Annotated in this window: 20 protein-coding genes; 11 read left to right on the top strand and 9 right to left on the bottom strand. The window is 72.4% G+C overall.

Features of this window, described 5'->3' with window-relative positions:
- Positions 1 to 200: 200 nt before the first annotated feature.
- The 4 genes from KO717_RS00680 to KO717_RS00665 all read right to left on the bottom strand — a co-directional run bounded on the left by KO717_RS00680 (position 201) and on the right by KO717_RS00665 (position 3633).
- Positions 201 to 1169, bottom strand: a complete 969-nt coding sequence (locus KO717_RS00680; protein WP_367401494.1) for an endonuclease/exonuclease/phosphatase family protein — start codon at positions 1167 to 1169, stop codon at positions 201 to 203.
- 42 nt (positions 1170 to 1211) lie between these two features.
- A complete protein-coding gene (locus KO717_RS00675) occupies positions 1212 to 2486 on the bottom strand; it encodes a serine hydrolase domain-containing protein (protein ID WP_301363747.1) in 1275 nt (424 codons plus the stop codon).
- A gap of 308 nt (positions 2487 to 2794) precedes the next feature.
- The gene (locus KO717_RS00670; RefSeq protein ID WP_301363746.1) at positions 2795 to 2971 is read right to left on the bottom strand and encodes a hypothetical protein; all 177 of its coding nucleotides are present in this window, start codon (positions 2969 to 2971) and stop codon (positions 2795 to 2797) included.
- Positions 2972 to 3240: 269 nt separating this feature from the next.
- Complete coding sequence (locus tag KO717_RS00665) at positions 3241 to 3633, bottom strand: hypothetical protein (RefSeq protein WP_301363745.1); 393 nt, start codon at positions 3631 to 3633, stop codon at positions 3241 to 3243.
- A gap of 43 nt (positions 3634 to 3676) precedes the next feature.
- Between KO717_RS00665 and KO717_RS00660 the strand changes: the two genes are divergently transcribed.
- Positions 3677 to 4684: a TAXI family TRAP transporter solute-binding subunit gene (locus KO717_RS00660; RefSeq protein ID WP_301363744.1), complete on the top strand. Its 1008-nt coding sequence runs from the start codon at positions 3677 to 3679 to the stop codon at positions 4682 to 4684.
- A 4-nt stretch (positions 4685 to 4688) separates the two neighbouring features.
- On the opposite strand, the gene KO717_RS00655 is transcribed toward KO717_RS00660, so the two are convergent.
- The 3 genes from KO717_RS00655 to KO717_RS00645 form a co-directional block, all read right to left on the bottom strand.
- Positions 4689 to 6137 carry a sensor histidine kinase gene (locus tag KO717_RS00655; RefSeq protein ID WP_301363743.1) on the bottom strand — a complete coding sequence of 483 codons (1449 nt, stop codon included), beginning with the start codon at positions 6135 to 6137 and terminating at the stop codon, positions 4689 to 4691.
- Positions 6134 to 6889 (bottom strand): response regulator transcription factor, encoded by a 756-nt coding sequence (locus KO717_RS00650; RefSeq protein ID WP_301363742.1) that lies wholly within the window; start codon positions 6887 to 6889, stop codon positions 6134 to 6136. The genes KO717_RS00655 and KO717_RS00650 overlap by 4 nt, the downstream gene beginning before the upstream one ends.
- Positions 6890 to 7019: 130 nt before the next feature.
- Complete coding sequence (locus KO717_RS00645; protein WP_301374318.1) at positions 7020 to 8402, bottom strand: MFS transporter; 1383 nt, start codon at positions 8400 to 8402, stop codon at positions 7020 to 7022.
- Positions 8403 to 8740: 338 nt separating this feature from the next.
- On the opposite strand from KO717_RS00645, the gene KO717_RS00640 reads away from it, so the two are divergent.
- Together KO717_RS00640 and KO717_RS00635 are read left to right on the top strand one after the other, a co-directional pair.
- Positions 8741 to 10087 carry a phytase gene (locus KO717_RS00640; RefSeq protein ID WP_301363741.1) on the top strand — a complete coding sequence of 449 codons (1347 nt, stop codon included), beginning with the start codon at positions 8741 to 8743 and terminating at the stop codon, positions 10085 to 10087.
- Positions 10088 to 10171: 84 nt separating this feature from the next.
- Positions 10172 to 10999: a PaaX family transcriptional regulator gene (locus KO717_RS00635; RefSeq protein ID WP_301363740.1), complete on the top strand. Its 828-nt coding sequence runs from the start codon at positions 10172 to 10174 to the stop codon at positions 10997 to 10999.
- 14 nt (positions 11000 to 11013) lie between these two features.
- On the opposite strand, the gene KO717_RS00630 is transcribed toward KO717_RS00635, so the two are convergent.
- Positions 11014 to 12648, bottom strand: coding sequence for a carboxylesterase/lipase family protein (locus KO717_RS00630; protein ID WP_301363739.1), 1635 nt, complete (start codon positions 12646 to 12648; stop codon positions 11014 to 11016).
- A gap of 229 nt (positions 12649 to 12877) precedes the next feature.
- Here KO717_RS00630 and KO717_RS00625 point away from each other — a divergent pair, with 229 nt between their 5' ends.
- The 5 genes from KO717_RS00625 to KO717_RS00605 are packed head-to-tail and all read left to right on the top strand — an operon-like array spanning position 12878 to position 17357.
- A complete protein-coding gene (locus KO717_RS00625) occupies positions 12878 to 14053 on the top strand; it encodes an ABC transporter substrate-binding protein (RefSeq protein WP_301363738.1) in 1176 nt (391 codons plus the stop codon).
- A gap of 1 nt (position 14054) precedes the next feature.
- Positions 14055 to 14933 (top strand): branched-chain amino acid ABC transporter permease, encoded by an 879-nt coding sequence (locus KO717_RS00620; RefSeq protein ID WP_301363737.1) that lies wholly within the window; start codon positions 14055 to 14057, stop codon positions 14931 to 14933.
- Complete coding sequence (locus KO717_RS00615) at positions 14930 to 15892, top strand: branched-chain amino acid ABC transporter permease (protein ID WP_301363736.1); 963 nt, start codon at positions 14930 to 14932, stop codon at positions 15890 to 15892. The genes KO717_RS00620 and KO717_RS00615 overlap by 4 nt, the downstream gene beginning before the upstream one ends.
- The gene (locus KO717_RS00610; protein WP_301363735.1) at positions 15889 to 16650 is read left to right on the top strand and encodes an ABC transporter ATP-binding protein; all 762 of its coding nucleotides are present in this window, start codon (positions 15889 to 15891) and stop codon (positions 16648 to 16650) included. The genes KO717_RS00615 and KO717_RS00610 overlap by 4 nt, the downstream gene beginning before the upstream one ends.
- Entirely contained in the window at positions 16647 to 17357 is a 711-nt protein-coding gene (locus KO717_RS00605; RefSeq protein WP_301363734.1) for an ABC transporter ATP-binding protein, read from the top strand. The genes KO717_RS00610 and KO717_RS00605 overlap by 4 nt, the downstream gene beginning before the upstream one ends.
- Before the next feature lie 5 nt (positions 17358 to 17362).
- On the opposite strand, the gene KO717_RS00600 is transcribed toward KO717_RS00605, so the two are convergent.
- The gene (locus KO717_RS00600; protein WP_301363733.1) at positions 17363 to 18277 is read right to left on the bottom strand and encodes a hypothetical protein; all 915 of its coding nucleotides are present in this window, start codon (positions 18275 to 18277) and stop codon (positions 17363 to 17365) included.
- Between the two features lie 179 nt (positions 18278 to 18456).
- Here KO717_RS00600 and KO717_RS00595 point away from each other — a divergent pair, with 179 nt between their 5' ends.
- The 3 genes from KO717_RS00595 (at position 18457) to KO717_RS00585 (ending at position 20480) form a co-directional block, all read left to right on the top strand.
- Positions 18457 to 18882 carry a secondary thiamine-phosphate synthase enzyme YjbQ gene (locus KO717_RS00595; RefSeq protein ID WP_301363732.1) on the top strand — a complete coding sequence of 142 codons (426 nt, stop codon included), beginning with the start codon at positions 18457 to 18459 and terminating at the stop codon, positions 18880 to 18882.
- Positions 18883 to 19008: 126 nt separating this feature from the next.
- Positions 19009 to 19398, top strand: a complete 390-nt coding sequence (locus KO717_RS00590) for a hypothetical protein (RefSeq protein ID WP_301363731.1) — start codon at positions 19009 to 19011, stop codon at positions 19396 to 19398.
- Between the two features lie 119 nt (positions 19399 to 19517).
- Positions 19518 to 20480, top strand: a complete 963-nt coding sequence (locus KO717_RS00585; protein WP_301363730.1) for an alpha/beta fold hydrolase — start codon at positions 19518 to 19520, stop codon at positions 20478 to 20480.
- Positions 20481 to 20511: the final 31 nt, after the last annotated feature.

The raw sequence follows: 20511 nt of genomic DNA, 5'->3' as shown, positions 1-20511 counted from the left end.
CTGTCGGCCGTGTTTTACCGGGTGTTTCCGGAACGGCCACCGGTGAGAAATCGGTCGGCCGACCGGAATTCCTTCCGGCCCATTCTGGCCGGGATTCGACGGTGATGGGCCATCAACCTCTGCTCGGGACAAGGGCTTTCCGAGCGGCTCGCCCGGGCCGGGCGGGCCGGTGGTGCACAGCGCGGGAAAGGGAGCCCGGTTCAGTAGTCGAGTACGGCGAGGACCGGCGCATGGTCGGAGGGGCTGTCGTGCGGCGCGGCCGGGTGCGCGCCGTCCACCGTCGGCAGCTTCTCCGTGCCGGTGAAGACCCGCTCCAGCCGCGGCAGCAGCGCCTGGCTCACCAGGATGTGGTCGATGAGCTCCTTCTGGCCCTCGAAGACGCGGGAGAAGCCGCCCTGTTCGAGGATGCGCGGCGCGAGGTTCCAGAGCCGCCGCGGGTCGCCGAGGTCGGTGTCCTGGAAGCCTCCGGTACCGATCTGCGAGCCCGGCGGGCCGTACAGGATCTGCGTGGTGGCCGCCTTGAACTCGTCGTTGAGGTCACCCATCACGATCACCTCGTGCGTGCGGCCGTCGCCCTGCAGGAGCCGGTCGGCCACGAAGCGCATGGTGACGGCCTCGGCGGCCCGGCGGTACAGGGCGTACGAGGCGTAGCGGGCGCGCAGTTCCTCGTCGTCCGTGCTGTGACGGTTGCCGGGGAAGGTCAGCAGTTTCGACTTGAGGTGGCAGACGGCCACCCCGACGGTGTGGCCGGGCACGGGACTCCAGCGCACGACCAGGCCGCCGCGGCCCATCCTCCTGATCATGGTCCCGTCGTCCTCGACCCGGACGGGCGGGAGGTGGTCCGGGAAGGCCGTACGGTCCTCGACCACGGTGAGCGGCCGCGGGCTGAGGAAGCCCGCCCGGATGCCACGGCGGTCGGGGTGCGTCGACAGGGCGATGTGCCAGTCGCCGCCGAGCCGGTCGACCAGATCGGTCAGCGCCTCGTGGCTGCCCACTTCCTGGACGCCGAGGAGATCGGGCGCGAGATGGTCGATGGTGGCCGCGAGACCCTCCAGCTTCGCCTGGTAGGTGGCCTCGTCCTGGGCGGCGCAGCGGTTCGAGGGCGGGCCGCCCGGGGGCAGGGGGCGGCACAGGTTCTCCAGGTTCCACGTACCGATGACCACGCTCACGGCTGCTCCTGTCCTCAGGTCGTCGCCGGTCGCCGTCAGCCGTCAGCCGGTCTTGGGCGCGACCGGTTTGTGGCCGGGATACACGTGATCGGGGGTGACGATGCTCGTGACCGCCTCGCCGAAGAGCGTGCTGGGCTCCTGGCCCTTGTACTGGCTGTCGGTGTTCAGGACGATGACCATCGTCGCCTGTGCCGACGGCAGGTAGACGGGCAGGACCTCGTACCCGGGGATCGAGCCGTTGTGGCCGATCCAGCCCTGGACGTCGAAGATGCCCAGTCCGTAGCCGGCACCCGGAATGTCCATCGGGGTGGTCTTCAGGCGCTCGGCCTGGGTCGCCGGCTTCAACAGCGTGCCGGTGGCGAGCGTGCGGGCCCAGCTGCGGAGGTCCTGGAGGTCGGAGACCATCTCTCCGGCGGCCCAGGCCCAGGAGGGATTCCAGTGGGTCGAGTCCACGACCTTGCCCGAGGCCGTCTGGTCGGTGTAGCCGTGTGCGTAGGGCGCCGGCAGGGCCGGGCTCGTCGGGAAGACCGTGCTGCGCAGCCCGGCCGGTCCCAGGACGTCCTGGGTGATGACCTCGTGGAGCGGCCGCCCGGTGATCTTCTCCACCACCAGGCCGAGCAGGATCAGGTTGGTGTTGCTGTAGTCGAACTCCGCGCCCGGCTCGAACTGCACGGGGTGCTTGAAGGAGTAGTCGAGCAACTGCTGTGGTGAGACGTACTTTTCCGGATCGGCCTCGAGCTGCTTGATGAAGTCCCCGTCCATGCTGTAGTTGAAGAGTCCGCTGCGCATGCCCGCCAGTTCCCGCAGGGTGATGCGGTCGCCGTTCGGAACTCCTGTGACGTAGGCGCCGATGTGGTCGTCCAGGCCCACCTTCCCCTGGTCGACCAGCTGGAGGAGGGCGGTGACGGTGAACGTCTTGGTCTCACTGCCGATGCGCACGTGGAGGTCGGGAGCCATCGGCGCGCCGGTCGCCTTGTCCGCCACACCGAAGGACCGTACGTAGCTCCCCTTGCCGGGGGCCCACAGCCCGACCGTCACGCCCGGCACCTGCGCCTCGCGCATGACCCGGCGCACGGCCGCGTCGAGTTGTGCTGCGACGGCCGGTGTGAGGGGCGTGAAGCCCGTATCGGCGTTCGGGGAAGGGGAAGAGGAAGAGGAAGGGGTGGGGGTTGGGGTGGCGGCGGCCGCGGAGGCGGGAGCGGACCGGCCGGGACCGGCTGCCCCGGACGCGGAGCCCGCGGCGGCCGGGGCGATGAGCACTCCTGTCGCGGCGGCGGCCGCGCAGGCCCGGCGCAGCCGGAGGTGGGTTGGCTTCACGGCATGGTCTCCTGCCGTCCGAGGGCCCCGGGCAACACCCTCAGGCTAGGTCCCCGTGCCCCCGGTCGCGAGGTGAGCCGTCCGTCGCAGGGGACCTCAGGACGGCGGGAGCTCGCGCAGGCGGCCCTCCCCGACGAGGGCGACACCGCCGCCGACGCGCAGCAGGCAGCGCGTCGCCGCGTACGGGGAGCACCAGGTAGCCACAGGCCCGTGGAGACCGCCTCCGGGGGCAGGTCAGGGTCCAGGTCACCGGGGGGGCGAGGGCGAAGACGCGCGCCCGCCACGTGCGCGGCCGCCCGGGTGAGCCGTCACTGGGCGCCGGTCAGCGGATCGGCATCGGGGGAAAGTGTCCAGGTGATGAGCCTGCCCTCCACGTGCTCGGCCATGGGGGAGTACTCGAATTCCACCGTCCAGGCCCGGAAGACCGCTTTCAAGGTGCCGCCGGAATCCGCCCGGTTCCCGAACACCGCTCTGGTCCCGGTCACTTGTTGTCGCTCCCCGGTAACGCGTGGGCTCCGCAAGCTCCGTGGGGTACATGCGCACCGTCACGAACATCGAACACTTCTCTACGCGCGGCCGTGCGCCGGCAGGGCGTTGTGCGGCAGCGCGAGCACACCGTCGCGGTCGGTGAACTCCCTGTACATCGCTTCGAAGCGCACCTTGATGGCCTCGACGACCTCGGGCAGCCGGCTTCGCCCGCCCGCACGCGGCTGCCGGCTTCGCCTTCTCGTGGCGTGGCGGCACCGGGCCGGGCCTACGGGGTGTCTTTCCCGGCGGCCGGGGTGGTGGGGTTTGCGACCCGGCGGTTGTGGCGGTGGCGCGTCAGTTCCGCGGAGGGCACCACCGCTGCCAGGAAGACGGCGAAAGCCGCCCATAGCGGCAGCACATTGTTGAGCACGACCATGCTCACGCCCAGCACGAACCCGTAGGACATTTCGATCCAGAATGGAACGACGCCGTGGTTGAGAAATGTCGGGAGGATATATCGATCTCGGCAGCCGATTTTCGAGAGATGCCGGATGTAGATGATGCTGGCGATTGCCGCGACGGCGGCGGCGGCAATGATCGTCGCGATACGCATGAGTTTCTCCAGTTCTTCCCCGTCCATTCCCCCTTCCAGGGAAATGGACGGGGAAGAACGCGTCACGGCCCGAAATCCCGTGGCTTGACATCCGGCCTAGGCTTCCGCCGTGACCAGCGCAGAAGTGACCAGACGGCGGTTGATGGGCCTCGGCCTCGGGGTCCTGGCCGCGGTGTCGGCCGGCTGCTCGGGGGATTCCGGGCCGGTACGGCGGCTACGGCTCGCCACGGGCCCCGAAGGCGGGCCGTACAACGCTTTCGGGCAGGCCCTCGCGCAGGCCGTGGCCGCGAGCGGCCGCCGGATCCAGATCGTCCCGGTGAGCACCGCGGCCAGCGTGGACAACCTGCGGAAGCTGGACGACGGCTCCGTCGACCTGGCCCTGGCCATGGCGGACGTGGCCGAGGACGCGGTGCTGGGGCGGGAGCCGTTCCCCCGGCCGATCACCGCGACGGCCCTGGCTCGGGTCTACGTGAACTACACGCACCTGCTCGTCCCGGCGGACGGGCCGGTGCGCTCGGTGCGGGATCTCGCCGGCCGTCCGGTCGCGGCGGGTGCGGCGGGCTCGGGGGTGCAGGTCGTGGCGGAACGGGTCCTGCGGGCGGCCGGGCTGAGCGGCGCACCCGAAGCCGCACCGGCCCGCGCACCCGCACCCGCACCGCCGTCAGCGGCGGACGAGCGGCAGCTGGGCCTCGCCGCCTCGGTGAACGCCCTGCGCGAGGGCTCGGTCGACGCGCTGTTCTGGTCCGGAGGGGTGCCCACACCGGCCCTGGCGGATCTGGCGCGCGAGCTGCCGCTGCGTTTCCTGCCGCTCGACGCCCACGTCGGCGCGCTGCGGGAGCGCCACGGCCCCGTCTACACGGCGGTCACGCTGCCGGCGGGCGTGTACGGACTGACGGAGCCGGTGGGAACCATCGGGGTCGGCAACTACCTCCTGGCCCGGGCCGACGTACCGCAGGGCGCCGTACGTGTCCTGCTGCAGGTGGTGTTCGAGCGGTGGCGCGAGCTGCTGCGGGAGGTGACGGCGGGGGCCCGGCTGGAGCCCCGCTTCGCGATCTCGACCGGCGAGGTGCCGCTCCACCCGGGCGCGGTCGCCCACTACCGGTCGGTGTACGGCTGAGACCTCACCCAGGGGGAGGGGACGGCAGCCGGAGCTCCACGACCAGGCCGCGCGGCTCATTGCCGCGGACGTCGAGCCGGCCGCCGCTGATCCGGGCGATCTCGTCGGCGATGGCCAGTCCCAGGCCGCTGCCGGGCACGTTCTGGTGCTCCGGGGAGCGCGCGAAGCGGCGCAGCAGCAGCGGCAGCTGCTCCTCCGGTACGCCCGGGCCGTCGTCCGCGACCCGTACGACGGCGACGGCGCTCGCGTCGGCCGCGTGCGTGGCGCGCACCTCTACGCGGCCGCCGCGCGGGACGAACTTCACGGCGTTGTCGAGGAGCGCGTCGAGGATCCGGCCCGCCGCGTCGGGCAGGGCGCGCGCCCGCAGGCCCTGCGCGAGGCCGGTGGCCACGAGTTCCACTCCCGCGGCCTGGAAGACCGGGGTCCAGGCCGTCACCCGGTCCCGTACCGCACGCGACACGTCCTCGTCGCCCAGCTCCGCCGTACCCGACTCCACACGGGCCAGTGCCAGCAGGCCGTCGAGCAGCTCCTCCAGGCGCTCCGCCTCGTCCAGCGCCCGGCCGTGCTCGGCCAGGCCCGGCCCGGGGGCGATGTGCGGCTCGACGTTCTCCAGCTGCAGCACCAGCGTGGCCAGCGGATTGCGCAGCTGGTGGGAGGCATCGGCGACGAAGTCGCGCTGGCGGCCGATGGAGTCGGCCATCGCCTCCGCCATGGTGTTGAAGTGCTGCCGCAGACGGCGCAGCTCCGGTGGGCCGGTGTCGGACACGGCCCGGGCCTGCAGGCTTCCGGCGGTCAGTCGCCCGACCGCCCGGTCCAGGTCCAGTACCGGGCGCATCAGCCAGCGCGTGATCCCGGCCGCGACCAGGGCGGCTGCCGCGAAGGCGCCGAACGCCCCGGCAGCGATGAGCGACCAGCGGACGGCCACGTCCCGGCGGGCGGCCTCGGTGGGCACGGCCATCAGGACGGCCCCGCTCACCCGCTCGTCCCGGCCCACAGGTTCGGCCAGCACGACGGTGCGCGGTCCCCACGGGCGCAGGGTGGGCAGCCGGTCGGTCGAGCGGCCGGTGAGGGCACGGCGACGGGCTTCCGCCCCTTCGGAGGCGCCGCCCGCGGCGGAACCGGCGTCGGTGGCCGCGTCCGTGGCCGCGTCCATGGCGGTCTCGGCCGCCGGTCCGGTCCCGGCCCGGGCCACCGTCGCCCCCGCGGAATCGACCACGGCCACCCCGGCTCCGTAGAGCTGGGCGTAGCGGCCGATCTCCGCCGAGAGCTCCGCCCGGTCGGCGGCGGTACGCATCCGGTCGGCGAGGTCGGCGAACCGTACGGCCTCCGAGCGCCGCTGCAGGAGCAGGTGCTCGGTGCGTCCGCGTGCGTAGGCATCGGCCAGGGGGATGCAGAGCAGCAGCGCCGCCGCCCCCATGAGCACCATCAGCACCGCCAGCAGCCTGCGTCTCACCGCTCGCCGCCCCGCACGTCCGGGGCGGGGCCGGCGGCCGGGTCCGGGCCGGCGGCCGGGTCCGGTACGGGGGCGGGGAGGCCGAGCTGGTAGCCGAACCCCCGGACCGTACGCACGAGGCCGGAGCGGCCGGTCTTGGCGCGGATGCCCGCCACATGGACGTCCAGGGAGCGGGAGGCCGCGAGGAAGGCGTCGCCCCAGATCCGGTCCAGGATCACCTCGCGGGAGTGCACCTCGTCCGGGCGGGCGGCCAGGAAGGCGAGCACGTCGAACTCGCGTCGGGTGAGGCGTACAACGGCGCCCGCCACCGTGACGGTGCGGCCCGCGAGGTCCACCTCGACATCGCCGGCGCGCACCGGCCGCGACCCGGTCGGTGCGGGGTCCGGACGGCCCGGGTGCGGGTCCGTCCGGCGCCGTACGGAGTCGATCCGGGCCATGAGCTCGGCCATCCGGAACGGCTTGACCACGTAGTCGTCGGCCCCCGCCCGCAGGCCCTGGACGATGTCGCGCTCCTCGCAGCGCGCGGTCACCACGATCAGCGGCGCGTCGCACACGGTCCGCAGCCGCCGCAGCAGCTCCAGCCCGTCGAGGTCGGGAAGGCCCAGGTCGAGCAGGACGAACCCGGCCTCGTGGACGTGCCGCAAGGCGTCCAGGGCCCGCCCGACCCGGCGGACGGTGTGCCCGCGCTGGGCGAGGGCCGTGCCCAGGGCCTGGGCCATGCGATCGTCGTCCTCGACGAGAAGCGCGTGCATAGACAGTCCCTCGCGACCTGTGACCGGAGCCCCGATGACGGAGGCCCCATGACCGGAGCCTCCGTGTCCGGATCCCCGTGACCCGGCGCAGCAGCTTACGGGAGCCGGCGCACCGGGCCACGGGGCCGGATCAGCGCGCCGCCTCGGCGGGAGCCGCCGCCGGCCGATCCTGCTCGCTCTCGCCGCCGGCCTCGGCCTCGGCCTCGGCGCGGCTCAGCGCGGCATTGCGGGTGTCCGGCATGAGTACGTACGTCACGAGGGAGATCAGCGCGCATCCGGAGACGTACCAGAAGAACATGGTCTCGTGCCCACTGTTCTTGAACCAGAGCGCCACGTACTCCGCCGTGCCGCCGAACAGCGCGTTGGCGATCGCGTACGGCAGCGCCACGCCCAGCGCGCGCACCCGGGTCGGGAACAGCTCGGCCTTGACCGCCGCGTTGATGGACGTGTAGCCGGTGATGATGACCAGGGCCAGCAGGGACAGCCCGAGCGCGGACCAGTACGAGGACGCCGACCCGAGCGCGGTCATGATCGGGTACGTGCCGACGGTGCAGCCCACCGCAAAGGTGATCAGCAGGGGCCGGCGGCCGATCCGGTCGGACAGCATGCCGGCGAAGGGCTGCAGCACGGCGAAGAGGGTCAGCGCGGTGAAGCTGACGAGCGTGGCGGTGGTCTTCTCCATGCCCGCGCTGCCGACCAGGTACTTGGTGAGGTAGGTGGTGTAGGTGTAGTAGGCCACGGTGCCGCCGAGGGTGAGCGCCATGACCAGCCCCGCCTGCCGCCGGTACTGCCACAGGGCCTTCAGCGTGCCCCGCGTGCTGTCGTCGTGGGCGTCCTCGCCCGGCGCCGACGACTCCTCCTTGAACGCGTCGGTCTCCTGCAGGCGGCGCCGCAGCCAGAAGACGACCACCGCGAACAACGCCCCGAGGAGGAACGGGAGCCGCCAGCCCCAGCTCTGCAACTGGGCGGTGGTCAAGGTGTGCTGAAGGGTGATCAGGATGCCCAGTCCGAGCAGCTGGCCGCAGGTCATGGACACGTACTGGAAGGAGGAGCCCAGCCCGCGCCGGTTCCGGGCCGACGCCTCCGTCAGGTAGGTGGCACTGGCCGCGTACTCGCCGCCGATGCTCATCCCCTGGAGCAGCCGGGCGAGCAGCAGCACCAGGGCGCCGAAGTACCCGGCCTGGCCGTAGGTCGGGGCGACGGCGATCAGCAGGGCGGCCACCGACATCATGGTGACGGTGAGGGTGAGCGCGCTCTTGCGCCCGTGGCGGTCGGCGGCACGGCCCAGGATCCACCCGCCGACGGGCCGCATCAGGAAGCCGACGGCGAAGATCCCCGCCGTGTTCATCAGCTGGGTGGTCGGGTTGTCGCCGGGGAAGAAGGAATCGGCGAAGTAGATCGCGAAGCTCGCGTAGACGAACCAGTCGTACCACTCGACGAGATTGCCGAGCGAGCCGCCGACCAGGGCGAGACGGCGCTTCCTGCGCTCGTCCCCGGGCGGCGGCGCGGGCATGACGACGGACGGGGACATGGCGGCTCCAGACGGAAGTTCCCTGATGGGGGACGGTAGAACTGCCCCGGCGGTGGGGGAGTGTCCAGAGCATGCGGTGACCGCCGTACCCGGACAAGGTCCGCCGCGCAGATCTAACGTTCCGCTAAGAAAGCTCCTGGGAAAGCCCCGTGGCCGCCCCGGGGCCGCCGGATTTCACCGTTCAGTCATGCGCACGTCATGCCCGCTCCATGGTCGTCACCCGCACGTGGCCCACGGTGGGGGCGGCCCGCCGCGGAACGCCGGAAGACCCCGGCCACCACGCGGCCGGCCCCACCCCGTACCCCCCAACAGGAGGCAAGATGCGCGTGATCCCGAGCAGGCGGACCCCGGCCGTGGCCGCGGCGGCCATGGTGGCCCTGGGCGTGATCGCCGGACCGGCGCACGCCGAGGCGGCGACCGACGGCGGCACCGCGCCGTCGCTGCCCCGGGTGGCGGCCTCCGTCGAGACGCCCTCCCTCTTCGACGACGAGGCCGGCGGCAACGCGAACGCCGACGACCCCGCGATCTGGCGCAATGCCAGGAACCCCGACGCCAGTCTGGTCATCGCCACCGCCAAGGAGGGCGGCCTGCGCGTCTACGACCTGGACGGACGCCAGGTGCAGGCCCTGCCCGCCCCCGCGCCGCCGAGGGACGGCGACAAGCCCGGACGCTTCAACAACGTCGACCTGATCACCGGACTCCGCTTCCCGGACGGCCGCCACGACGTGGCCGTCGTCTCCGACCGCGGCCGCGACCAGCTGCGCGTCTACCGGATCGACCCGAAGCGGCCCGCCGCCCCGCTGGTCGACGTCACCGACGAAACCGCCGCCCCGCAGATCTTCTCCAGCAGCCAGGACGAGGTCAACGACCAGCGGACCGCCTACGGCCTCGCGGCCTACACCGACCGCCGCAGCGGCCGCTCGTACGCGGTCACCAGCCGGCGCCACGCCACTGACCTCGCACTGGCCGAACTGCTGCCGAACGCCCAGGGCAAGGTCGGCTACCGCACCGTCCGCACCACCTCGCTGCCCGCCTCCTTCACCCTGCCGAACGGGAAGAGCTGGACACCGTGCGGCGAACCGGGCGAGCGGCCCCAGGTCGAGGGCATGGTCGTCGATCCCGACACCGGTGACCTCTACGCCGGTCAGGAGGACGTCGGCATCTGGAAGCTCGACGCCGACCTGCGCTCGCCCGCCCGCCTCATCGAGAAGGTCCGCTCCTTCGGCGTGCCCGGCACCTGGAACCCGGGGACGGAGGAGTGCGACGCGGGCGCGGACCCCGGCTTCGGCGGCCGGCACATCTCCGCCGACGTGGAAGGCCTGACGATCTGGCGCGACCCGAAGCACCCCGGCCACGGCGGCTACCTGCTCGCGTCCAGCCAGGGCGACGACACCTTCGCCGTCTTCGACCGTGAGCACGGCAACGCGTACGTCCGCGGCTTCCGCATCGGCGACGGTGCGACGCCCGGCTCGCCGGACGGTTCGCAGGAGTGCGACGGCGCCGCCGTCACCAGCGCACCGCTGGGCAAGAAGTTCCCGAACGGCCTGCTGGTCGTCCAGGACGGCCACAACACCCCGGGGACCACCGGAGCCGACGGCGAGGCCCGTACCGACACCGACTTCAAGTTCGTCGACCTCGGGCTCCTGAAGCGGGCCGCCCGCCTCTGAGCCCGCCGCCGGGGACCGTGACCTGGGCGGCGGCCCGTTCGCCCAGGTCGATAGGATCACCACCGCATACGACGGAAGGCGATCATGGCGGACAGTCCCCTCAGGCCCAGCTCGTTGATCAACACGGTCTACGGGGCGTTCCTGCGACGCCTCGGCGGCTGGATCTCCGTCGCCGACCTGATCACCCTGATGTCCGAGCTGGACGTGGACGGCCCGGCGGCACGCTCGGCGATCTCCCGGCTCAAGAAGAAGGGCGTCCTCGAACCGGAACGCCGGGGCGCCACCGGGTACCGGCTCAGCCCGGGCGCGCAGCCCGTCTTCGACGAGGGCGACCGGCGCATCTTCGGCAGCCTGGAACCGGCGAAGCTGAGCGACGGCTGGGCCATGGCCGTCTTCTCCGTACCGGAATCCGAGCGCTCCTACCGCTACCAGCTGCGCACCCGGCTGACCTGGCTGGGCTTCGGGAACATCGCCCCCGGCGTGTGGCTGGCGCCCGGCCGGCTCCTCGGCGACGCCCGCGACATGCTCGTCCGGCTCGGGCTCAGCGAGTACGTGCACCTGTTCGCCGCCGAATACGCGGCCTTCAGCGACCTGCCCGGCACGGTCAGCTCGTGGTGGGACTTCCCGGCGATCGAGGAGCAGTACGCCGGATTCACCGAGGCCTACGGCCCGGTCGCCGCGGGACTGGCCGAGCGGCCCGCCGTCGACGGCGCCGAGGCTTTCCGCCACTATGTCCCGATGCTCACCCAGTGGCGCCGCCTGCCGTACCTCGACCCCGGGCTGCCCGCCGAGCTGCTCCCCGCGGACTGGAACGCGGTGGCCGCGCGGCAGATCTTCCAGCAGCTGAACGAGGTGCTCGCCCCGCCCAGCCTGCGCCACGTGCAGGAGGTCACCGGCCTGGCCGAGGCCTGACCGGAAGACGCGGACTACCGCGCGGTCGGACGGTGCAGGCGCCGCCAGTACCCGGCGAGGTCGTCGACGGTGCCGGTGACCGAGTCCAGGCTCATCGTCGTCCGCGAACCGCGTTCGTAACGTGGCCAGTTCGGCATCGGACGGTGGTTGGGATCGCCGGTCCGGATGAAGGAGATCCACGACGCGTGCACGGCCCCGGCGAGTCCGTCACGGATCCGGGGATTGAGCCCCGCCAGGAACGGCGCCTGCGACCACTTGTCGAAGTTGTCGAACACGAACGGAAGCTCCAGGCAGTGCGCCGCGCCCAGTTGGCCGCCGTGCGCGGGCGTCGGGAGGTCGAACTGGTACGCCCAGACCGGCCGGCCGCGGGCCGCCCGCCGCTCGGCCAGGTCGATGCCGGGCATGCGGAACAGATCGTCGCCGATCAGGTCCATGAGCACGTCGACGGGGCGGGCCCCCGGCCGGGCCTCCTCGTACGCGGTGTAGGCCTCCGCCGCCCGGGCCCCGAAGGTGTCCCGGGCTCTGGCGAGCACCTGATCCTTGGTGGCGGCGGCGTACGGCTCGCTCAGCGCGAAGGCGAAGGCGGCCTCCTCCCTGGTCCACCCGATCAGGAGGTCGATGTCCGCCCCGGGGCCGGTCAGCAGCAGATCGGCCGGGCCGCGGGTCAGCGTCACCTCGTCGAGCACCGGCAGGAACGGCGTCGACCAGTACCCCCAGCGTCCGGTCCTGCGGAACATCTCGATCGTGGCACCGATCAGCTGGGGCCAGGGCAGGGCCCGCAGTTCCGCCACGCTCTTGGCACCGAGGATGTCGAGGTAGACGGCGCTGCGCTGCAGTGACTCCGCGCGGGTGGGGATCTGCAGGCCGAGCGGCGGGCTCTGCAGGATGGCGCGCCGGAAGAGCGGTCGGCCGGCGGGCCGGGCGCCGGCGAGCGCCGCCACCGACAGCGCTCCGCCGGACTGTCCGGCGACGGTGATGTTGTCGGGGTCGCCGCCGAACGCGGCGATGTTGTCCCGTACCCAGCGCAGTGCGGCGAGCTGGTCGGTGAACCAGAAGTTGCCGCCGGCGCCGTCCTCACCGAAGTAGAGGTATCCCAGCGGGCCGAGCCGGTAGTTGAGCGTCACGACGACGAGGTCGCCGTTGCGGGCGAAGGTCTCTCCGGAGTAGTTGGGCAGGGAGCCCGATCCGGAGATGAAGCCGCCGCCGTGGATCCAGACCATCACCGGCCGCCGGGCGTCATCGGCTCCGGGCGTCCATACGTTGAGCGTCAGGCAGTCCTCGCTGAAGGGGGGAGCGCCGTGGGTGCCGAGCACCGCGTCGCCGCCCTCCCGGTAGAGCTGCGGGGCGCTCGGCCCGAAGGCGGTCGCGTCACGCGTTCCCGCCCAGCCGGGATGGGGCTGGGCGGGGCGCCACCGCAGGGCTCCGACCGGGGGCGCCGCGTAGGGCACGCCCTTGAACACGGTGAGTCCGCCCTCGACGGCTCCGCGCAGCAGGCCCGCGGGCAGTTCGACGACGGGCGAGGACCCGCCCGCGGGCGGCGCAGCCTGCGCCGAGCCGGCCGGTCCGCCGGGGACGCCGGTGAGCAGTGCGGCTCCGGTCAGCACCCCGGTGTTCCGGAGGATTCTGCGCCGTGATGGATCGTCGGTCATGGTGCTTCACTCCCTGACGGATCGTGGATTCGCCCACCGAAGTTGTATGGCGTGAAATTGACGATGGCTAGTGCTACGGCATACGTGAGGCGCGGGTCAAGGGGTGCGGCGACGGTCCGGCCTCTATCTTGCGAAGTCTTGACGGGCGTCGCAATTACGCGATAGACACGTGTCACCTCAGGAGCACCATCCGGTCCGCGAAGACCGGTTGACAACGTACGGAGTCTCCATGGCAGGTCGGTTTCGCCCCCTGGTTCTGATCACCGTCACCACAGGCCTCTTGCTGGCCACGGGATGCGGTGGTGCCAGCCTGGGCACGGGTGACGACAACAAGCAGACCGGGCCCGTGAAGATCGGGCTCCTCGTCCCGCAGTCCGGGACCTACAAGGCACTCGGCGACGACATGAAGCAGGGCTTCGAGCTCTACCTACGGCAGCACGGCGGAAGGCTCGGCGGCCGCGAGGTGCAGATCGTGGTCGCGGACGAGGGGGAGACGGCCGACTCGGGCAAGGCGGCGGCGGAGAAACTCGTCAAGCAGGACCGGGTCCTGGCGGTCAGCGGAGTGGTGAGCTCGGCCACCGTCAACGGGGTCAAGGACCTGTTCGAGACCAGCCGGATCCCGCTCGTCGGCTCGAACGCCTCGCCCACGACCCTGACCGGAACCAAATACATCTGGCGCACCTCGTACGTCAACGACGAGCCCGGCAAGGCGCTCGGCAAGCACGTCGCCGAGCGGGCCGGGGGCCCGGTCTTCCTCGTTGCCGCGGGCTACCAGGCCGGCAAGGACGAGATCGAGGGCTTCAAGTCCACCTTCCTGCCCGCCGGCGGAAAGATCGCGGGGGAGGAGGTGTACACGCCGTTCCCGGGCACCAAGAACTTCCAGCCCTACCTCTCCCAGATCGAGAACTCCGGGGCGAAGGCGGTCTACTGCTTCTACGCAGGCGGCGCGGCCGTCGACTTCGTGAAGCAGTACCGCGACTTCGGACTGGCCGGAAAGATCCCGCTCTACGCACCCGGCTTCCTCACCGAGGGCGGCGTGCTCAAGGGGCAAGGGGACGCGGCCGAAGGCATCCTCACGGCCCTCAACTACAGCGCCGACCTGGACAACGCCGCCAACCGGCAGTTCGCACCGGCCTACCGGGCCGCCCACGGCACGGATCCGACCACCTACGCGATGGCCTCATGGGACGCGGCGCAGGTGCTCGACAAGGCGATCGGGGCAGCCGGTGCAACCGTGACCCCGGAGACCGTCAACGCCGCCATCTCCACGGTGGGCGACATCGACAGCCCGCGGGGCACCTGGCGGTTCAACAGCGGCGGCACGCCGATCCAGCCCTGGTACCTGCGCGAGGTGAAGCTGGGCGCCAACACCGTCGCCGGCGACCTCGGCCGGCTGGGCGGCTGACATGGCCGGATGGCTGGACGGCAATGTCGTCAGCGTCGTCGACGGGATCGCCTTCGGACTGCTGCTGTTCACGATCGCGGTCGGCCTCTCCCTGGTCTTCGGCATGATGGACGTCCTCAACCTGGCGCACGGCACGCTCTACCTCGGCGGGGCCTACACCGCCTACGCACTCTCCGACGGGACCCTTCCGGGCCTGCTCCTCGCCCTCACGGCCGGCGCGCTGGTGGGCGCCCTCGGGGGAGCGGCACTGACCTGGCTCACCCAGCCGCTGGCCCGGCGCGGACACCTGGACCAGGCCGTGCTCACCCTGGGTATCACCTTCATCGTCGCCGACCTCCTCGCGGCGGCCTTCGGCGGGGAGGTGCTGCCCACCGACCCGCCGGCACCGCTGCGCGGAACGGTGGACCTGTTCGGCCACACCTATCCGGTGTACCGGCTGGTGTTCATCGCCGTCGCGGCCTGCCTCGCCGTCCTCGTGCACCTGGTCTTCGAGCGCAGCTCGCTCGGAGCCCTCGTCCGGGCCACCGTCGCCGACCGGGACATGGTCCGCGCCCAGGGCGTCGACATCCGCAAGGTGCTCTACGGGGTCTTCGCGCTCGGCGCCGCCCTGGCAGCGGTCGGCGGCGTCCTCGGTGCGCCGATCCTGGGCCCCGGGCCGGGCGTCGACGAGAGCGTGCTCGTCCTCTCGCTCGTCGTCGTGGTCGTCGGCGGCCTCGGATCGGTGCGCGGCGCCCTCGCCGGGGCCCTGCTCATCGGCCAGGTCCAGACGCTCGGGGTGGCGCTGCTCCCGCAGTACGCGCCCTTCCTCCTCTTCGGCACCATGCTGGCCGTGCTCGTGGTCCGCCCGCACGGCCTGGTCGCCTCGGCGGTGCGCACATGAGCACACCTCTGACATCCCGGGCGATCGGCACCGCCGTACTCCTCGGGCTCACCCTGGCCCCCTTCCTGCTCGGCCCGTACGCCGTCGCCACCCTGTCGCGGATCCTGGTGTTCGCCCTGCTCGCGCTGAGCGTGAACCTGCTGACCGGACTGACCGGGCTGCCGACCCTCGGCCAGTCCGCCTACTTCGGTGTCGGCGCCTACGCCGCGGCGATCACCGCCAAGAGCCTCACCGACGTCGGACCGCTCCAACTCCTCATCGCCGCGGCGGCTTCCGCGCTGGTGGCCGTGCCCACCGGGTGGCTCGCCGTCCGGGCCCGCGGCGTGGTGTTCCTCATGCTGACGCTGGCCATCGGCGAGATCGTCTACAGCGCCGCCGTCAACTGGAAGCCGGTGACCGGCGGCACCGACGGCATATCCGGTGTCCCACCCGTGGTGCCGCTGCCCGGCACCCCCGCGCTGGAGCTCGACGGGCTGGTCTACTTCTACGTACTGGCCGTCTTCCTGCTCCTGCTCGCGGCCGTCACCCGCCTGGGCTCGACCCCCTTCGCCCTCGCCCTGCGCGGAATCCGCGACAACGAGCCCCGCATGAAGGCGATCGGCTACCCCACCCGGCGGTACGCCCTCACCGTCTACTGCGGCGCCGCGGCGCTCGCAGGCGCCGCCGGTTCGCTGTGGGTCTCGGTGCAGCGCTTCGTGTCACCGGGCGACGCCGGCTTCGAGATCGCCGCCCTCGCACTGCTGGCCGTCGTCATCGGCGGCGCGGGCTCGATCCGGGGGACCTGCGCCGCCGCCGCGCTCATCTGGCTCACCCGCGACTACCTCGGCAACCTCGAAGCCGTCGCCGGACGCGGCCCCTTGCTGCTCGGACTGCTCTTCGTCACCGCCGTGTACACCCTGCCCCGCGGACTGGCCGGCGTACGGCTCCCGCACCAGCCGAGCCGGAAGAGGACGGCGTGAGCGATCTCGACCTACTGGAACTGCGCCGGGTGTCCAAGCACTTCGGGTCCTTCACCGCCGTCGACGAGGTGTCCCTCACCGTGCGCCCCGGCGCGCGGCACGCGATCATCGGACCCAACGGTGCCGGAAAGTCCACCTTGTTCGGCCTCATCTCCGGAACCCTGGCGACCGGCACCGGAACCATCCTCCTGGACGGACGGGACGTGACCCGGCTGCCCGTGCACCGCAGGGTCGGACTCGGTACGGCCGCGACCTTCCAGCATTCCAGTCTCTTCATGCGGGAGACCGTGCTGGAGAACGTCCTGCTCGCCGCACTGCTCCGTACCGGGAAGGGGCTCGGCGGATGGCGGAGGGTGAGCGCCAGGGCCACGGATCTCGCCCGGGCGCGCACGCTGCTGGAACGCGTGGGCCTGCCCCATCGGCACGACCTCGCGGTGGGCACCCTCTCGCACGGCGAACGGCGGCAACTGGAGGTCGCCGTCGCCCTGGCCACCGAACCCCGGCTGCTGCTCCTGGACGAACCCGCCGCCGGCATGTCCCAGGCGGAGACGGAGCGGCTCACCGAGCTGATCGCCGCACTGCCCGAAGAGGTGACCGTCCTGCTCATCGAACACGACCTCGACATGGTCTTCGAGCTCGCCGACACCGTCACCGTCATGCACCTCGGCCGACACCTCACCACCGGCACACCGGATCACGTGCGGGCCTCCGCCGAGGTCCAGCAGGCCTACCTGGGCACCACGGAGGTCACCTCGTGAAGCCGTTCCTCCGCGTACGCGGCCTGCGCTCCGGCTACGCCGGGGGAGTCGTCCTCGGCGGCGTCGACCTCGAAGCCGAGGAGGGCGGGATCATCGCCGTCCTCGGCCGCAACGGGGTCGGGAAGACCACCCTCATCTCGACCGTCATGGGATTCGTCCGGCCCTACGAAGGCAGCGTCACCCTCGCCGGCCGGGAGCTCGCCGGGGCCCGCGTCGACGTCATCGCCCGGGCCGGAGTGGGCGTCGTACCCCAGGGGCGCCGGGTGTTCGCCCCGCTGACCGTGGCAGAGCACCTCGCGATCGCCGCACGGCGCCGCCCCGCGCCCGGGCCGTGGACCCGGGCGCGGATCCTCGGCCTGCTGCCGCGGCTGGGGGAGCGGCTCGGGCACCGGGGCGACGAACTCTCCGGAGGCGAACAGCAGATGCTCGCGATCGCCCGGGCCCTGCTGGGCAATCCGCGCCTGCTGCTCCTCGACGAACCGTCCGACGGCCTGGCGCCCGCGATCGTCGCCCAGGTGGGGGAGGTGATCCGGGAGGTGAGCGCCGAGGGCGTGACGGTCGTCCTGGTCGAACAGAACCTCGGGCTCGCCCTCTCCGTCGCCGAGCACGTCGCCGTCATGCAGAAGGGGAGCATCGTCCACCGGGCGGCCTGCGCCGAGTTCGCAGCGAGTCCGGGCGAGCGCCGGCGACTGCTCGGGGTCGACTGACCGGCTCATCCGGCGCCCGCGCCGGTGCCGGTGCCGGTGTCGCGCACGGCCAGGGCGAGGTGGCGGGCCGTGTCACGGGTACGGCGCGGGACGCGACGGCCGTCCTCGACGAGCCGGGCGGCCCGGCCCATGACCCGCAGCGCGCGCACGGACCCGACGGCGGGCACCCCGTCCACCAGGGCGGCCATGGCCGTGCCGGCCCCGCGCCAGTCACCCGCCAGGGCCTGCACCCGGGCGAGTTCCGCGGCGAACAGCATCCGGTAGGCGGGGCCGCCGTCACCGCCGGCGTGCGCCGCGTCGTGGAGGAGGGCGGCCGCCCCGCCCAGGTCGCCGAGCGCCGCCAGCGCCAGGCCGTGGTGGCCGTCCAGTTCGTGCCGGTCGAACCACCAGGCCCAGGCCGGATCACGGTCCGTGGGCGGGTCGGCGAGCAGCTCGGCGGCGGTCCCCAGGGCCCGCCGGGCCCGAGGCCCGTCCCCCATGCGGGCGAGCGCGCGCGCCGCCCGTACGTGGAAGATCGCCGCGACCCGGCCGGGAAGCCCGGCGCGGGCCAGCACGGACGAGGCGATCCGCAAGGAGCTCCCGGGCCGTCCCAGGTGTTCCTCCTGCATCGCCAGCACCGCGAGGATCAGCGGCTCCACGGCGGCGTCCGGACCTTCCGCCCGGTCGCTGCGGGCCAGCTCCAGGGCCCGCAGGTGGAGCCGCCGCGAAACGCCGTGCCGTTCGGCGTCGAAGGCGATCCACGCGGCGACCTGGTACAGCTCGGCACGCGCGGCCCGCTCCGCGCCGTCCTGCGGCAGCGGCCGACTCCGGCCGACCGTACGCACGGCCCCCAGCGCCGTACCCACCGCCCATCGCGCACCGGCCGCCACGTCGAGTGCGACGAGCTCCTGCGCCAGCGCCCTGATCTCCCCTTCCGTCACAGCTCGTCCTGGACGAGCGGTGGACGGCGTACGGACCGGCCGGTCACCTCGGTCACGAATCCCCCCGGAGCGTGAGCGGGGACGGATCGCGCCCCCTGTGATCATCGTAGGCCCGGCCGGTCGGCCGACACCGGCCGAGGCTGCGGGCCGGCGGGGAGACCCCGCGCAAGGATGAGGCCATGGCCGACATCTTTGCCTCACGCACCATCGACGTGACGACCGGCGACCGGGAGACCGTCCACGACCTGACCGACGCCTGCGCGTCCTTCCTCGGGGAGGTGGCGCGGGGCCGGAGCGGACTGCTCAACATCTTCACGCCGCACGCGACCGCCGGACTCGCCGTCATCGAGACGGGAGCGGGCAGCGACGACGACCTCCTGAAGGCCCTGGCCTCCCTGCTGCCGGCCGACGACCGCTGGCGGCACCGGCACGGCTCCCCCGGCCACGGCCGGGACCACGTACTGCCCGCGATCGTCCCGCCCCACGCGACGCTGCCCGTGATCGACGGATTGCTGGAGCTCGGAACCTGGCAGTCCGTCACCCTCGTGGACACCAACCGCGACAACCCCCGGCGTCAGGTCCGCCTGTCCTTCTTCGGCTGCTGACCCGCCCTGGGGGTCACAGGGGTGAACACGTATCAATCATGACAGGTCAGAGGCGGTTTTCGTAGGACCAAGGGCACAGCGGATTGCCCTTGTTCGGACCCCTGTGCGGCTTTCAGAATCACCGTCATGACTTACTCAGCGCATGCCGGTCACGACGCCGTACTCCGAGCCCGAGTTGCCCTCCTGGGATCCCAGACCCTGCCGGCCCGGCAGGAGGTCGCCGTCTACCGCGTCCTCGTCCAGGTGAGTCCGCTCGCGTATCTGCCGCTGCTCGCCGAGGCGTTGTACGAATACAGCCGTCAGGACTTCGCGCACCTGCCCGAGACCGCACTGGCCCTGCGGGCCGAGGCGGTCGCCGCCGCGCGCCGCATGTACACCATGGAGCCGGCCAGGGACCTCCTGCTCATCAAGGCGCTGGACCGCTACCGGGGACAGCTGGCGCTCATGGACCGTAAGGAAGAACTCGACGCCGTGGAACGGGAGATGGCCCGGGTGGCCTCCGGCGCCGGCGCGTAGAGGACCGGGAGCGAGGGGCCGCGACTCCCCGTCCGGCAAATGCCGGGCGCGCGGCCCCTCGTGCCGGATGATCGGGGGAGACGGGGGAGGGGCACCGACCAGGGACCCGGAGAGAGCCGATGCGACACCGAATTCCGCTCCTGCCCGTCCTGGTGGCCGTGGCGGTACTGGCCGCCGTCGCGGGGTGCGGCAGCCCCTCGGCGCTGCGCGGCTCACCTCCCGCGGTTTCCTCCGTACCGCCCACCGGCGACTTCTCCGGCCAGATCGAGGTGGGCGGCGGCCGGAAGATCCATCTGAGCTGCAAGGGCAGCGGCAGCCCCCTCGTCCTGCTGGAGTCCGGGCTGCACGACTCCTCCGACACGTGGACCTTCACCGACACCCGGCCGCCCGTACCGAAATCCCCGGCGGTGTTTCCCGGCGTCGCGGAGTTCACCCGGGTCTGCGTCTACGACCGGCCCGGAACCGTCCGGTACACCGACCCGCCGGCGCTCACCACCCGCAGCACGCCGGTCGACGGCACCCGCTCCCTCGGCGCGATGGCCGACGATCTGGACAAGCTGCTGACATCCGCACGCCTGCCGGGCCCCTACGTACTGGTCGGCCACTCCTTCGGCGGGATGATCACCCGGCTGTACGCCCAGCGGCATCCGGGGAAGACGGCGGGCCTGGTCTTCGTCGACGCCTTCGGTACGGACATCCGCGCCCTCTTCGGCGCGCGGTGGGCCGCGTACCGCACGCTGCTCGACCGGCCCGGCACGCCCTTCGACACGCAACCCGCGTTCGAGAGGGTGGACATCGACGGCTCGATCGATTCCGTCACCGCCGCGCACCCGCTGCCCGCGGTCCCCATGGCCGTCCTCAGCAAGACGGAACCGTTCGCCGCCCCGCCCGGGGCCCCGGAGGACCTGCTGGCCAGCCTTGAGCGGGCCTGGCCGCAAGTCCAGCAGAAGCTCGTGGAGCTGGGGTCCCAGACCCCGCACTTCCTGGCCACCGGGAGCGATCACTACGTACAGGTGCACGATCCCGACCTGACGATCAGCGCCGTCCGGCTCGTCGTGGGCCGCGTCCGCGCGGAGCCGTAGACCGGCCACGGGTGCCGGGTGCCGGGTGCCG

The sequence above is a fragment of the Streptomyces xanthophaeus genome, from assembly GCF_030440515.1.
Lineage (GTDB): Bacteria > Actinomycetota > Actinomycetes > Streptomycetales > Streptomycetaceae > Streptomyces > Streptomyces kutzneri.
This window is presented reverse-complemented; position numbering and strand designations above follow the sequence as displayed.